Below are 15059 nucleotides of genomic sequence, written 5' to 3' on the forward strand. Positions count from 1 at the left end.
CCCCCAGGCTCACCACATGACCGGGTGACTGCGCCCCCAGGCCAGGCTCACCACATGATCGGGTAACTGACCCAGGTGGGGTCCCCCGGCGGGCCCGTCGTCGTGGCCCGTGGTCACGTGGGAGCGTGCAGACTCCGAAGCCGCTTCTGCCCGACGCCGCCCGGCGGGTCGCCGCATGGTGCGTTGTCCTGCTGCTCGTCAGCGGCGTGGTCGCCGTCGGGATCTGGCTCTGTGCCACCTTCAAGGCCGCCGTCACGCCCGTGCTCCTCGCGCTGCTCGGGACGGCCCTTCTCGGGCCCCTGCACGAGCGGCTCGTCAGGATGCGGATGAATCGCTCGCTCGCCGCCGCGCTGACCTGTGCCGCCGTCGTCGCCGTCGTCGGCGGGGCCATGTACATCATCGTCAACGTACTGATCGGGACCGGCGACCAGATCATCTCCGCGCTGCGGCGTGCCGCCAGGGATCTCACCAAGTACTTCGGGGCCGCCGGGACCTCGCTCGACGACATCGCCGCCAACTCGAAGGACCTGCTGGGGAAGTTCGGCGGGACCGCCGCGTCCGAGGTGATCAGTGGGCTGAGTGTGGTGGGCGAGCTGATCGCCACCGCCGTGTTGGCGCTGCTGTTCAGCTTCTTCTTTCTGCGGGACTCGTACAGGGCCGCGGGCGTTCTGCGGTCCCTCGTGCCCGGTACGAGCGGGGAGGTCCTTGAGGCCATGGGGCGGCGGGCCTTCGAGGCCGTCGAGGGCTTTATGCGCGGGACGACGTTCATCGCGCTCATCGACGCGATCTGCATCACCGTCGGGCTGCTGATCCTGCGCGTCCCCGGCGCTGTGGGGCTCGGCGCGCTCGTCTTCGTCGGTGCGTACATCCCCTACCTCGGCGCCTTCATCTCCGGCGCCGTCGCCATCCTCGTGGCACTCGCCGACCGTGGGTTCGTGATCGCGCTCTGGGTGCTGGGGGTGGTCCTGGCGGTGCAACTGCTGGAGGGGCATGTGCTCCAGCCGGTGATCCAGAGCCGCATGGTGCGGATGCACCCGGCCGTCGTGATGCTGGCGATCACCGCGGGGGCGTCCGTCGCCGGCATTCTCGGGATGCTGCTCTCCGTACCGGTCACCGCCGCCGCGTTCGGTGTGATCGGCGAGCTGCGGAGGCGTTACGCGGCCGGGTCGGAGACCGGTCCCGGCGCCGCCGACTCCTAGAGCCCCGGGTATTCCGATCTTCATGGCGACCTGCCGGGGTCATGGCATGCGTATGTCAATGAGGCGAACGGGGCCCGGGCGGTAACCTTGACGCGGCCCACTCCTCTCGAATCGCTAAGACTGGATGAAACGACGATGCATCGGTACAGGTCCCACACCTGCGGCGAGCTCCGCGCCTCTGACGTCTCCGCCGACGTCCGGCTGAGCGGCTGGCTGCACAATCGCCGAGACCTGGGCGGCATCCTCTTCATCGATCTGCGCGATCACTACGGCATCACGCAGCTTGTCGCCCGCCCCGGCTCCCCCGCCTACGAGGCCCTCGACAAGATCAACAAGGAGTCGGTCGTCCGCGTCGACGGCAAGGTCGTCTCGCGCGGGGCCGAGAACATCAACCCCGAGCTGCCCACCGGCGAGATCGAGGTCGAGGTCTCCTCGGTCGAACTGCTCGGCGCGGCGCAGCAGCTGCCGTTCCAGATCAACACCGACGACGGGGTCGGCGAGGAGCGGCGCCTGGAGTACCGCTTCCTCGACCTGCGCCGCGAGCGCATGCACCGCAACATCATGCTGCGCACGGCCGTCATCTCCGCGATCCGGCACAAGATGACCGCCCTCGGCTTCAACGAGATGGCGACCCCGATCCTGACCGCGACCTCCCCCGAGGGCGCGCGCGACTTCGTGGTGCCGTCCCGGCTGAACCCGGGCAAGTTCTACGCGCTGCCGCAGGCCCCGCAGCAGTTCAAGCAGCTGCTCATGATCTCCGGCTTCGACCGTTACTTCCAGATCGCGCCCTGCTTCCGCGACGAGGACGCCCGCGCCGACCGTTCGCCGGGCGAGTTCTACCAGCTCGACGTCGAGATGAGCTTCGTCGAGCAGGAGGACGTCTTCCGGCCGATCGAGAAGCTGATGACCGAGCTCTTCGAGGAGTTCGGCAACGGCCGCCACGTCACCTCGCCGTTCCCCCGGATCCCGTTCCGCGAGGCGATGCTGAAGTACGGCAACGACAAGCCGGACCTGCGTGCCCAGCTCGAGCTCGTCGACATCTCCGACGTCTTCGAGGGCTCGGAGTTCAAGGCCTTCGCCGGCAAGCACGTACGTGCGCTGCCGGTGCCGGACACGGCCTCCCAGTCGCGGAAGTTCTTCGACGGCCTCGGCGACTTCGCCGTCGAGCACGGAGCGAAGGGCCTGGCCTGGGTGCGCGTCGGCGAGGACGGCTCGCTGACCGGCCCGATCGCCAAGTTCCTCACCGAGGAGAACGTCAAGGTCCTCACCGAGCGTCTCTCCCTGGTCCCCGGCCACGCGATCTTCTTCGGCGCCGGCGACTTCGACGAGGTCTCCAAGATCATGGGCGCGGTCCGCGTCGAGGCCGCCAAGCGCGCCGGTCACTTCGAGGAGGGCGTGTTCCGGTTCGCCTGGATCGTGGACTTCCCGATGTACGAGAAGGACGAGGAGACCGGCAGGATCGACTTCTCGCACAACCCGTTCTCGATGCCGCAGGGCGGCCTCGAGGCCCTGGAGACCCAGGACCCGTTGGACATTCTGGGCTGGCAGTACGACATCGTCTGCAACGGCGTCGAGCTGTCCTCGGGCGCGATCCGGAACCACGAGCCCGAGATCATGTTCAAGGCCTTCGAGATCGCCGGCTACGCGAAGGAGACCGTTGAGCACGAGTTCTCCGGCATGCTCCGCGCGTTCCAGTTCGGCGCCCCGCCGCACGGTGGCATCGCGCCGGGCATCGACCGCATCGTGATGCTGCTCGCGGACGAGCCGAACATCCGCGAGACGATCGCCTTCCCGCTCAACGGCAACGCGCAGGACCTGATGATGGGCGCGCCGACCGAGCTGGACGAGTCGCGTCTGCGGGAGTTGAACATCGCGCTGCGCAAGCCGGTCGCCAAGTCCGGCGAGTAGCCGACGGAGCAGGTCGAACGCTGAGAAGGCCCCGGAACCGAAAGGGACGCTGTTGGTTAATTCGGGGGCCTGATCACTTCGTCCCGTCGAGTTGTTTCTCGGCGGGGCGAAGTCGTGCGAAGTGGCTGGTGCGGGTGCGAGCCCGAGGTGTCGCGGTGAGGTGGGCGTCGATGCGGGCGAGGTTGAGTGCGGCGCCGGTGAGCTGGTGCTGGAGGCTCGTCTTCGTAAGGCCACGGTAGCGGGACCTGCGCAGGCCACAGCGTTGGACGCCTTGGGAGATGGTGCCTTCGACCCCAGCGCGGATCTTGTACTGCTCTTTCCAGCGGTCGGTCTGCTGAAGGGCGCGGGCCTGTTGGAGGGCCTGGTGTTCGTGGTGCTGCCGCAGGGTCAGCGACCTTCGTTCGGCCTTCGGTGAACTGACGCAGTCGCGCAGTGCGGGACAAGGGCGGCAGCCGGCCGGGGAGAATCTGACCTTGATCACGGGAAGCTGCTGCTGGGAGGTGCCCATGGCCCACCGGGTGCTGGTGCGGCCCTTCGGGCAGGTGACCTGCTGTCGCTCCCAGTCGATGGCGAAGGCGTCCTGTCCATAGCCGCCGCTTTTCGCCTGGGCGACGGTGACCTCTTGCAGCGGCCCGTGCAGGGCAACGCCATGCTCTCTCCGGGCGGTCACGATCTGCGCGGCGGTGGGATATCCGGCATCGACCCAGTGCTCGCCGGGCAGGCAGTCGCGTGCGGCCAGCTGGTCGTGGACCGTCTCGGCCATCGCCTTGTCCGGGATGGTGGCAACGGTGGTGGCCACGTTCGTGATCAGGTTCGGGGCACCGGGTTCGCAGGTCTCGGTGAGGTGGACTTTGTAGCCGTCCCACATGGTGTCGCGCTTGACGCTGCCGCGTGCCTCGGCGTCATAGGGGGTGACCAGGCGCATCGCGCCCGGCGGCCGGTCTTTTGGGTCCCGCCGTGCCACCTCGCCCTCAACCAGATGGAAGTGCTGGACCCATACCTGACGCAGGATCTCCACCTCGTCCAGCGCACGAAGCCAGTGCGGTGCGCCGGGGGCGAAGGCCGCCTCAAGCAGCCGCATCCCGTCCGCGCCGATCCGCAAGCCCACCTCGTCCCGCTTGGCGCGGGCCTTGGGGAACCGCGAGTCCTCGGCCCTGGTCGCGTAGTGCCTGAACCAGTCCGGCTCCGCCAGTTCCACCGGCCAGTCGGGGGCGGCCTGGGCCAGCGCGTTCAACGCTGAACGCAAGGTCTCCGCCACCAGCTCCAGCCAGTTCAACTCACGTGCCGCCGAGGACACGTGCGTGGAATCGGTGCGGGCCCGGCCTGCGCTCTTCAGCAGTCCTTTCCCCCGGGCTGCGGCCAGGATGCCGTCCAGCACCCGACGTCCGGCGTCCGCCCCGGTCAGGCGGTCCCTGAACTCCGACAGCACCGAGAAGTCGAACCCCGGATCTCCCAGTTCCAATCCGAGCGCGTACTTGAAATCGATCCTTGCCCGGACCGTCTCCGCGGCCTGCCGGTCGGTGAGCCCCTCCACGAACTGCAACACCAGTACCAACGCCAACCGCCCCGGTGACCAGGCGGGCTTACCCCGCGAGGGGAACAGGTCCGCGAACTCCTCGTCGGTGAACAACGGCCCCAATTGGTCCCGGACCCGGATCGCCAGGCTCCCCTTCGGGAACGCGGCCCGCGCCACCCGCACTGTCTCCGCCGGGATCTCCCCCGGCCCGCTCGGCTGCATCGACATCGATACCCACCCCATACGACAACGTCGGCCTTCAAGACCACAACCGGGTCTTGAAGGCCGACGTCACGCGAACCCCCGAATTAACCAACAGCGTCCCGAAAGGTTCCGGGGCCTTCTTGCGTGCCGCGTGCACCCCAAACGAGCCGGCGACGGCGGCACGGTGGGCCGGGGCGGCAGTGACGGCGGCTTCCAGGCATGCGTCGCCGCCCCGCGGGCAACCGCCGCTGCGGACGGCCCGGCCGCTGACCGGCGGCGCACAGTTCGCCGAGGACCTCTCTTCTTCAGCCTTTGTGTCTCCGGCGACGCCTCCCACGCTCCGGCCGAAACAGAGCAGATGATCCTATATGTCCGGTTTCAATGTTGTCGGAGCGGAGGCTGATCCCACCCCGGCTCCGAAGCAGCACATCAGGCTCTCGAACTGAAAGGCCCGCACATGTCCCTCCGCACAGGACCGTTTCCGGCGGTCGCACTTACCGTCGCCGGTCTGCTGCTCACCGGCTGCGCGGGCGATCCCGGTGACACAGCGCCCGCGGCCGCGAACAGATCGACGCGCGAAGCCGCGAAGTCGGGCCCCAACGCGCGCTCCGGCGCCGAGGGGCAGCTGGGCCGGGCGCAGGTCATCCCCGCCCTCGGGCCGGGGACCAGCGCCAAGATCACCGCAGCGAACAAGCAGGCGGTCGTGGTGGTCGGTGACGACCCCGACTCCAACAAGTCCGTCGCCACGCTCTACGAGCGCGATCCCGTGCTGGGCTGGAAGCCGGTTTCGGACCCGTGGCCGGCGCACAACGCGCTCCTCGGCTGGACCGAAGACCACCACACGGCCGACCATCGCTCGCCGATCGGGGTCTTCGGCCTCACGGACGCGGGCGGCATGCTGCCCAACCCGGGCACAAAGCTCCCGTACGACGAGGGACCCGCCTTCGACGCACCCGGCACCGGTTTCGAGGGGGAGCCGCTCGAGGGGTCCTTCGACTATGTCGTTGCCATCAACTACAACCGCGAGCCGGGGAACTCCCCGCTGGACTGGACCCGGCCGCTGGGCATGGAGAAGGGCGGCGGTATCTGGATCCACGTCGATCACGGCGGGCCCACACAGGGCTGTGTCGCGCTGCCGAGGGCCCGGATGAAGGAGCTGCTGAGGTGGCTGGATCCGGCGAAGCAGCCGGTTGTGGTGATGGGTGACCTGACAGGGCTGGGCCGCTGAGCCGAGGTGTACGTCCACCGGGGCTCCGCCGCCGGCCGGGTCGTCGGGCGGTTCGAAGCGCGGCCCCCCGGCGGCCGTGGGGAACGGGAAAGGCGGCCGGCCGAGGCCGGAAACGGGAAAGGGCGGGCCGGGGGAAGATCCCCCGGGCCCGCCCCTCACGCACTACGCCTTCTTCGGCTCCTCCAGACGCGGGAACAGCACCGCGCCCTTCGTCACCGTCACGCCCGCCGGGAGCCTGCCCCACTCACCCGCGTGCTGGACCCGCTGGTCCGCGAGGGCGCCCAGCACGGCCTCGGCGCCGAGCGAGTCCCACAGGCTCTGCGAGGTCTCCGGCATGACCGGGTTGAGCAGCACCGCGACCGCGCGCAGCGATTCGGCGGCCGTGTAGAGGATCGTCGCGAGGCGTGCCCGGCCCTCCTCGGACTCGTCCTTGGCGACCTTCCACGGCTCCTGCTCCGTGATGTAGCCGTTGACCTGCTTCACGAAGTCGAAGACGGCCAGGATGCCGCCCTGGAAGTCCAGCTCCTCGCCGATCTTCCGGTCGGCCTCGGCGACAGCCTTGGCCAGGCCCTCCTGGACCGGCTTCTCCGCCTCGCCGGCCGCAGTGGCCTCGGGCAGTACGCCGCCGAAGTACTTGCCGACCATGGCCGCGACGCGCGAGGCGAGGTTGCCGTAGTCGTTGGCCAGCTCGGAGGTGTACCGGGCGGTGAAGTCCTCCCAGGAGAACGAGCCGTCCTGGCCGAACGCGATCGCGCGCAGGAAGTACCAGCGGTACGCGTCCACGCCGAAGTGCGCGGTCAGGTCCTGCGGCTTGATGCCCGTGAGGTTCGACTTCGACATCTTCTCGCCGCCGACCATCAGCCAGCCGTTCGCGGCGATGCGGCCCGGCACCGGCAGGCCGTTCGCCATCAGCATCGCGGGCCAGATGATCGCGTGGAAACGGAGGATGTCCTTGCCGACCAGATGGACATCGGCCGGGAAGGTCTCCTCGAACTTCGCAGGGTTCTCGTTGTAGCCGACGGCCGTGGCGTAGTTGAGAAGAGCGTCGATCCACACGTAGATGACGTGCTTCTCGTCCCACGGCACCGGGACGCCCCAGTCGAACGTCGAGCGCGAGATGGAGAGGTCCTGCAGACCCTGCTTGACGAAGTTCACGACCTCGTTGCGCGCGGACTCGGGCTGGATGAAGCCCGGGTTGGCCTCGTAGAGCTCCAGCAGCCTCGGTCCGTACTCGCTGAGCTTGAAGAAGTAGTTCTCCTCCTTGAGGATCTCCACCGGCTTCTTGTGGATCGGGCAGAGCTTCAGTCCGGCGAAGTCGCCCTCGCCGTCGATCAGGTCGCCGGGGAGCTTGTACTCCTCGCAGCCCACGCAGTACGGGCCTTCGTACCCGCCCTTGTAGATCTCGTCCTTGTCGTACAGGTCCTGCACGAACTCCTGCACACGGTCGGTGTGCCGCTTCTCCGTCGTGCGGATGAAGTCGTCGTTCGCGATGTTCAGGTGCTCCCAGAGGGGCTTCCAGGCCTCCTCCACGAGCTTGTCGCACCACTCCTGGGGCGTGACGTTGTTCGCCTCGGCAGTGCGCATGATCTTCTGACCGTGCTCGTCCGTGCCGGTGAGGTACCACACCTTCTCGCCACGCTGACGGTGCCAGCGTGTGAGCACGTCGCCTGCGACGGTCGTGTAGGCGTGGCCCAGGTGAGGAGCGTCGTTGACGTAGTAAATGGGGGTCGAGACGTAGAACGCCTTCGCCCCCTGCTTCTCGGATCCAGTGGCCGCCATGGGCAAAATCCTAACGGCCCGCGGATGGTCCACTCACCTCGATAAGCGGGCGGGCCGACGGGCGGAGACGTCCGCGAAACATCTTGTCCCGTAAAAAGACGCATCCTGGAGGAGAGGCGGCGCGGCGGGGTGCGAGGGGAAGAGCGGGGGGACGGCACTATGCGGGTACTGGTCGCCGAGGACGAGGAAGTCCTGGCCGAGCTGGTCGCCACCGGGCTGCGACGGGCCGGATTCGCCGTCGACACCGTGTTCAGCGGTGACGCCGCCCTCGCGTATCTCGGACTGCACGACTACGACGTCGTGGTCCTCGACCGCGATCTGCCGCGGGTGCACGGGGACGAGGTGGCGCGCGAACTCGTCGCCACCGCCTCGCGCACCCGGATCCTGATGCTGACCGCGTCCGCGTCCACGGAGGACCGGGTGGCGGGCCTGGACCTGGGCGCGGACGACTACCTGGGCAAGCCCTTCGAGTTCCCCGAGCTGGTCTCGCGGGTGCGCGCGCTGCGGCGGCGCAGCGCCCGGCCGGTGCCGCCGCTGCTGGAGCGGCACGGGGTGCGGGTGGACACCGCGCGCAGGACGGCCGAGCGGGACGGGCGGGATCTGGACCTGTCGCCGAAGGAGTTCTCCGTCCTGCAGATCCTGCTGGAGGCGGACGGGGCGACGGTCTCGGCGGAGGAACTGCTGGAGCGTGCCTGGGACGCGCACACGGATCCGTTCACGGGTGCGGTCCGGGTCTGTATGAGCAAGCTGCGGGCCAAGCTGGGGGAGCCTGCTCTGATCCGTACGGTGCAGGGAGTGGGGTACGGGCTGTGAACGGCGGACGCGAGGCGGCCGGGCCGCGGACGAGGGCGACTGCCGCTGTTTCGCCGGGCGGGTGGAGAAGGGGGCACCGGCGCCGCCCGGACGTCGGCTCCACGGGGGAGCGGAACAGCGCGGCGATCGGTCCCGGCTCGACGATCCGTACACGGATCGCCCTCGTCTACGGCGCTGTCTTCCTGGTCCTCGGCGGCCTGCTGCTGGGGATCGTGAATCTGCTCTCCCGCGCCGGTACGGAGGACGAGGTCGCGGCGATCAGGCAGCGCGCCGCCCTCGCGCTGCCGGTGACGGACGTGCGCGGGGTAACGGTCCATCAGCTGACCGACAGTGTCCGGGACGCGGCGGGGCAGCAGATGCTTGTCTGGTCGGTGTTCGCGCTGCTGGGGACAGCGCTGTGCGCGGTCGTGGTGGGGTGGTGGACGGCGGGGCGGGTGCTGCGGCCCGTGCACGCGATGACGGCGCAGGCGCGGTGGCTGTCGGAGCGGACGCTGCCGGGGGTCCCCCCGGACGGAGTCTGGGGGAGGATCGGGGCGAGCGGTCCCGACGACGAGCTGAAGGAGCTCGGCGACACGCTGGACGCGCTGCTGGTGCGGCTGGAGAAGGCGTTCGACAGCCAGCGGAGGTTCATCGCGAACGCCTCGCACGAGCTGCGGACGCCGCTGGCGACGCAGCGCACCGCGATCCAGGTGGGGCTCGACGAGTCCGCCTCGGCGGAGGAACTGGCCCGTACCAAAGCGGTGCTGCTCGACAACAACCGGCGCAGCGAGCGGCTCATCGAGGGGCTGCTCGTACTGGCGCGGAGCGAGCGGGGGCTGGCGGAGCGGGAGGACGTCGACCTGGGGGAGGTCGTGGCCGAGGAGGCGGCGCGGCACGAGGTGAAGGCCGCGGTGTCCCCGGGCGGGGCGAGCGGGGCGGGCGGGGTCGTACGGGGGAACCGGATGCTGCTGGCGCGGCTGGCGGGCAACCTGCTCGCCAATGCCGTCGCGTACAACGTGCCCGGCGGGACGGTCGACGTGTCTGTCGAGGACGGGGTACTGAGGGTGCGGAACACCGGTCCCGTCATCGCGGAGGCGGACGTCCCGGCCCTCTTCGAGCCCTTCCGGCGGGGCGAGGGCCGCGACCGGATGGGGCCGGGGGCGGGGCTGGGCCTGTCGATCGTACGGTCGATAGCGCAGGCCCACGGCGGCACGGTGACGGCCGGGCCTGGCCCTGAGGGCGGCCTGGCCGTCACCGTGACGCTGCCGACGACCTAGTTGCGCCAGGTGGCGAGGAGCCCCTGGTAGAGGTCGGCGTCCGGGAGCTCGCGCGGCGCGGGCCCGGCGTGGAAGAACGAGGCGTTCTCCAACTGGAGCTTGCGGAGGTAGTCGAAGGCCTTCGCGTCGTGCTCGCCGAACGCGACGAACTGCCAGAAGACCGGCTTGTCGGCGGCCTCGGCGAGGGCGGCGGTGGCGGCGGTCTTGGACTCGGGCGCGCCGTCGGTCTGGAAGATCACGAACGCGGGTGCGTCGGTGTCCGCCTTGGCGTGCAGGGCGAGGACCTCTGCCACGGCGAGGTGGTAGTTCGTACGCCCCAAGCGGCCGAGAGAGCTGTGGAGCTCGTCGACCCTTCCTTCGTACGTGTCGAGCGTGAGCTCACCGGTGCCGTCGATCTCGGTCGAGAAGAAGACGACGCTGACGGCGGCGGCGCCGTCGAGGTGCGCGGCGAGCGCGAGAGCCTGCTCCCCGAGCCGCTGTGCGCTGCCGTCCTTGTAGTACGGACGCATGGACCCGGACCGGTCCAGCACGAGGTACACCCGCGCCCGGGCCCCGGCGAGCCCCTGCTTCTCGAGCTCGGCACCGGCGGCCTTGTACGCCTCGACGAGCTGGGGGGCGCGGGCCTCGACCTGGGCGAGGGAGTGGGCGGAGGCGGGTGCGGGTGCCTTCGTGGAGGTGGTGTCGGCCGCGGCGGCCACCGGCTCGGGCACGGTGCCGGTCTGCGGTGCGGCGTCCTGCGCCTTCGGCGCGGGCTCGGCCGCGGGGTCGGCCTGGGCGGCCGCTGCCACCGCGGGCTCGTCGTCCGCCTTGGTGTCGTGCGCGTCGGGCTCGGTCGCCGTTACCGGCTCGGGGCCCTTGTCCGCGGCGTCGGCGGGCTCGGCCACGGCCACCGGCTCCGGCGCGGCCGGGGCCGCATCGTCCGCCGGGGACGTGACGGTCTCCGCCGCCTCGGGCTCGGGCTCGGTCTTGGCGTCGGTTGCGGCCTGGGTGTCGTTCGCCTCGGGCTGGGCCACGGCGTCCGGCTGGGCGGAGGCCGAGGTGGCGTCCGCCGGGGCGACGGTCTCCGCGGTTGCGGGCTCGTCCTCGGCCTGCGGCTCGGTCACGGGCTCGGCGTCGGTTGCGGGCTCGGTTGCGGCCTGGGTGTCGTCCGCGTCGGGCTGGGCCACGGCGTCCGGCTGGGCGGAGGCCGAGGTGGCGTCCGCCGGGGCGACGGTCTCCGCGGTTGCGGGCTCGGGCTCGGTCTGCGGCTCGGTCACGGGCTCGGCGGTCGTGACCGGCTCGGCGTCGGACCCCGCCGTGGCGGTCGCCGGCTCCGGCTCGGCCGGGGCGGTCTCCGTCTCAGCGGCCACGGGCTCGGCCGCGGCAGGCTCGGCGGCCGCCGGCTCCGGCTCGACGGGGGTGACCGGCTCGGCAGCCGCCGGTACCGGCGCCGGATCCGGCGAGGACTGGGCCGGGACCGACTTACGGCCCCGGTGGGACTGCTTGTCGAAGGCCGCCGAGACCAGGTCCGCCGCGCGCTCCGCCGGCGACGGGGCCGGCACCGTCGCGGTGGCCGGTTCTGTGCGCTCGGTCTGGGGCGGGACGGAGGCTGTCGTCGACCCGTTACTCTCCGAACGGTCGCTTCCGAACACCTTGCGCAGCAAGCTCCGAATGCCCATGGGCGAGGCCTTTCGCATGAGTTGAGTGCGGTGATTGTCCGCGCTTGGGCCGGGGGTCCAGGGGGTGTCCTGGCCAGGGCGGACACGTAAGGTTAGCCGCCTCCCGCGGCGATCTCCGGCAGGGGCGGCCCAGCGTCACGAGTCCCACCGCCAACGCCGCCCGACCGGCCCCGGCCGCCCGCCCACTGCACCCCCGCCGCCCGCCCAACCGCGCCTCGGCCGCGCCGGATTCATCCCTCGTTCACTTCATGGCTGCCGCATTGCTCACATGCGCACCTAACGTCGCGGCCGGACATATTCCGACACCATGTCGGCGCAGGGTGCGCCGTAGGAGGACGAAGTGCGCAAACTGCTGCCGCTGTTGAACACCAACCCCCACGGGGGCGGACGTTCCGCTCTCACCTGCCGGTACCGCTGCGGCGACGCCTGCTTTCACGAGGTGCCGAACACCAGCGACAACGAATATGTCGGCGATGTCATCGCGAGCGTGCTCTCCAGACGCTCCATGATGCGCGCCGCCGCCGTCGTGACCGTCGCAGCTGCCGCCGGCAGCGCGACCGTCATCGGGACGGGCGGCGGGGCGCGGGCGACCGCCGCGTCCGCAGGCTCCGAGGACCGCCACGGGAGCGGCCACGGCGGCAGGACCGACGGCGCCCGCGGACTGCGCTTCGCCGCCGTCCCGCCCAACAAGGACGACCAGGTCACCGTCCCCGACGGCTACTCCCAGAACGTCGTCATCCGCTGGGGCGAGCCGATCCTCCGCGGCGCCCCCGCCTTCGACTCCGACAAGCAGACCGCCACGGCGCAGGCGGGCCAGTTCGGCTACAACAACGACTTCCTGAGCCTGCTCCCCCTCCGCGGCGAGCACGGTCGTCAGGTCCTCGTCGCCAACCACGAGTACACCGACGAGATCCTGATGTTCCGCGGCTACGACCCGCAGAACCCGACGCGCGAGCAGGTCGAGATCGCCTGGGCCGCGCACGGCCTGTCCGTCGTCGTGGTCCAGGAGGAGCACCGCAGCGGCAGGCTCACCCCGGTCACCCGCCACCCGCTCAACCGCCGCCTCACCGCGACCAGCGAGTTCAAGGTCACCGGCCCGGCCGCGGGCAGCCCCCTGCTGCGTACGAGCGCCGACGCGACCGGCACCAAGGTGCTCGGCACGCTCAACAACTGCGCGGGCGGCACCACCCCGTGGGGCACCACGCTGCATGGCGAGGAGAACTTCAACCAGTACTTCGCGGGCGGGTCGAGCGCCACGGACAAGCGGTACGGCATCGGCACCGGCGCCACCGAGCGGAAGTGGGAGCGTTTCGACAAGCGTTTCGACGTGGCGCAGGAGCCCAACGAGCCGCACCGCTTCGGCTGGGTCGTCGAGCTCGATCCGTACGACCCCGACTTCACGCCCCGCAAGCGCACCGCGCTGGGACGCTTCAAGCACGAGGCCGCGCAGCCGCGGCTGACCGCCGACGGCCGCCCCGTCGTCTACATGGGTGACGACGAGCGCTTCGACTACTTCTACAAGTTCGTGTCGAGCAAGCGGATGAAGAAGGGTTCGAGCCGGGCCGCGCGCGAGCACAACCTCACCCTGCTCGACGAGGGCACGCTCTACGTGGCCAAGCTGACCGGCGACAGCCCGGCCGCGGAGATCGACGGCACCGGCAAGCTCCCGGACGACGGCGAGTTCGACGGCAGCGGGCAGTGGATTCCGCTGGCCACCGGAGACAGGTCCCACGTTCCCGGGATGAGTGCCGAGGAGGTGTACGTCTTCACCCGCCTCGCCGCCGACAAGGTGGGTGCGACCAAGATGGATCGCCCCGAGGATGTCGAGCCGTCGCCGCGCACCGGCCGTGTCTACATCGCGCTGACCAACAACACCGACCGTGGCAAGCCCGGCAAGGCCGCCGCCGACGAGGCCAACCCGCGCAATCTCAACAAGCACGGCCAGATCCTGGAGCTCGCCGAGTACTGGGACGACCCGGCCGGCGACGGCTTCGCCTGGCGGCTCTTCCTGGTCGCGGGCGACCCGAACGACCCCGCCACCTACTTCTCGGGCTTCCCGAAGGAGAAGGTGAGCCCCATCTCGTGCCCGGACAATGTCGCCTTCGACCCGCACGGCAATCTGTGGATCTCCACGGACGGCAACCAACTGGGCTCCCACGACGGCCTGTTCGGTGTCGCTACGCACGGCGAGCGGCGCGGTGAGCTCAAGCAGTTCCTGACCGTTCCGAGCGGCGCCGAGACCTGCGGCCCGCTCGTCCAGGACCGTCGGGTCCTGGTCGCGGTCCAGCATCCGGGCGAGATCGACGGCGCGTCCGTCGAGAAGCCCGCGAGCGTCTGGCCCGACGGACCGGGCAAGATCGTCCGCCCGTCGGTCGTCGCGGTCTGGCGCAAGGACGGCCGGGACATCGGCGTCTGACGGCAGGCCCGGAACATGATCACGGGGTGGCGAGCACCTGTGCGCGCCACCCCGTGCTGTGCACCCCCGGACGCAACGCCGGATGCCCGGCCCGCACCCCGCGGGCGGCCGTCAGCGCAGGCCCGCCCCCTGCCGGAACCGGGTGAACTGTTCCTCCGCGTCTCCCGTGTACGACCACGGCACCCGCGCCGCCTGCCTCCCCAGCAGCTCGAACAGCTGCGCGGCCTCGTCGTTGAGCCCCGCGTAACAGGCGGCGTGCGCCAGGTAGTTCAGCTCACCGATCTCCTCCGGCGCCGCCGGGCCGGCTGTCCGCCCGCCGATCCAGCGGTCCCAGGTGCGCCGTACCTCGGTCACCGCCAGCTCGTGGTGCCAGTGCCGGCCGAAGTCCCGTACCGGTGCCCGGCCCCGCGCGCCCTCGGCGACATAGCGGTACTCCTCCACCCGCGCGATCTGCACCAGCACCGGCAGCGGCGAACCGGGCGGCGCCGCGCCCGCCACGTCCCTGGCGAAGTCGTACATCGTGCCGTGCGTGCCGTGCCAGCGGGCCGAGTAGTAGCGCAGCAGCTGCACATGGCCCTCGATGTTGTACGGGTCGCGGCGGCGCAACTCGTCCCACCAACGACGCAGTTCGCGCCGCTGGATACCCTGCTCGTACAGACGCGCCACCGTCAGCAGCGATACCCACGGCATGGGGTCGGCCGGGCGGGCGTCGGCCGCGCCCAGGCAGGCCATCACCGCCACATCGAGCCGTGCGTGGTCGAGACCGACGCCGCGGCCCACCTCGATCGCGTGGTTGAAGACCCGTACGACCTCCGTCGCCGCCCGCAGCACCGCCACGTCCGGGTTGCCGGGCTCCGCCGCCCGCCAGTTCTCCACGGCGGAGGAGCCGGCCGCCGCGTGTGCCAGCAGCCGCAGCCGGTGCGTACGCAGCGGCCAGTCGTCGCCGGTGGCGCTCAGCAGGTCACGTACGCCCTGCCAGCGGCCGATGACGATGTCGTGCAGAGCCTCGGTGAGCGGGCGGTCCCCGAACGCGGGGTCGAATTCGGGGACGAAGCGGCGGCGTGCGGCCATCTGCGGCACTT

Annotated in this window: 10 protein-coding genes; 6 read left to right on the plus strand and 4 right to left on the minus strand. The window is 70.6% G+C overall.

Features of this window, described 5'->3' with window-relative positions; translation table 11 throughout:
- The first annotated feature begins 125 nt into the window (after nt 1–125).
- Entirely contained in the window at nt 126–1199 is a 1074-nt protein-coding gene (locus ACWDZ6_RS04985) for an AI-2E family transporter (protein WP_451501696.1), read from the plus strand.
- A 135-nt stretch (nt 1200–1334) separates the two neighbouring features.
- Nucleotides 1335–3107, plus strand: coding sequence for an aspartate--tRNA ligase (aspS, locus tag ACWDZ6_RS04990; protein WP_451501697.1), 1773 nt, complete (start codon nt 1335–1337; stop codon nt 3105–3107).
- A gap of 73 nt (nt 3108–3180) precedes the next feature.
- On the opposite strand, the gene ACWDZ6_RS04995 is transcribed toward aspS, so the two are convergent.
- On the minus strand, nt 3181–4851 hold the full coding sequence (locus tag ACWDZ6_RS04995) for an IS1182 family transposase (RefSeq protein ID WP_451501698.1): 1671 nt from the start codon (nt 4849–4851) through the stop codon (nt 3181–3183).
- Nucleotides 4852–5284: 433 nt separating this feature from the next.
- Here ACWDZ6_RS04995 and ACWDZ6_RS05000 point away from each other — a divergent pair, with 433 nt between their 5' ends.
- Nucleotides 5285–6055: a L,D-transpeptidase family protein gene (locus ACWDZ6_RS05000; protein WP_389185094.1), complete on the plus strand. Its 771-nt coding sequence runs from the start codon at nt 5285–5287 to the stop codon at nt 6053–6055.
- 162 nt (nt 6056–6217) lie between these two features.
- Here the strand turns inward: ACWDZ6_RS05000 and metG are convergent, their stop codons facing one another.
- Complete coding sequence (gene metG, locus ACWDZ6_RS05005) at nt 6218–7834, minus strand: methionine--tRNA ligase (RefSeq protein ID WP_451501699.1); 1617 nt, start codon at nt 7832–7834, stop codon at nt 6218–6220.
- Nucleotides 7835–7993: 159 nt separating this feature from the next.
- Between metG and ACWDZ6_RS05010 the strand changes: the two genes are divergently transcribed.
- Together ACWDZ6_RS05010 and ACWDZ6_RS05015 are read left to right on the plus strand one after the other, a co-directional pair.
- Nucleotides 7994–8647 (plus strand): response regulator transcription factor, encoded by a 654-nt coding sequence (locus tag ACWDZ6_RS05010; protein WP_451501700.1) that lies wholly within the window; start codon nt 7994–7996, stop codon nt 8645–8647.
- A gap of 125 nt (nt 8648–8772) precedes the next feature.
- Entirely contained in the window at nt 8773–9903 is a 1131-nt protein-coding gene (locus ACWDZ6_RS05015; RefSeq protein WP_451501915.1) for a sensor histidine kinase, read from the plus strand.
- Here ACWDZ6_RS05015 and ACWDZ6_RS05020 read toward each other — a convergent pair.
- Nucleotides 9900–11561: a VWA domain-containing protein gene (locus ACWDZ6_RS05020; RefSeq protein WP_451501701.1), complete on the minus strand. Its 1662-nt coding sequence runs from the start codon at nt 11559–11561 to the stop codon at nt 9900–9902. The genes ACWDZ6_RS05015 and ACWDZ6_RS05020 overlap by 4 nt on opposite strands.
- A gap of 340 nt (nt 11562–11901) precedes the next feature.
- Here ACWDZ6_RS05020 and ACWDZ6_RS05025 point away from each other — a divergent pair, with 340 nt between their 5' ends.
- Nucleotides 11902–13977 carry a PhoX family protein gene (locus ACWDZ6_RS05025; RefSeq protein WP_451501702.1) on the plus strand — a complete coding sequence of 692 codons (2076 nt, stop codon included), beginning with the start codon at nt 11902–11904 and terminating at the stop codon, nt 13975–13977.
- A gap of 111 nt (nt 13978–14088) precedes the next feature.
- Here ACWDZ6_RS05025 and ACWDZ6_RS05030 read toward each other — a convergent pair whose 3' ends face one another.
- Nucleotides 14089–15048: a hypothetical protein gene (locus tag ACWDZ6_RS05030; protein WP_451501703.1), complete on the minus strand. Its 960-nt coding sequence runs from the start codon at nt 15046–15048 to the stop codon at nt 14089–14091.
- Nucleotides 15049–15059 lie beyond the last annotated feature (11 nt).

The organism is Streptomyces sp. NPDC002926 (assembly GCF_053591755.1).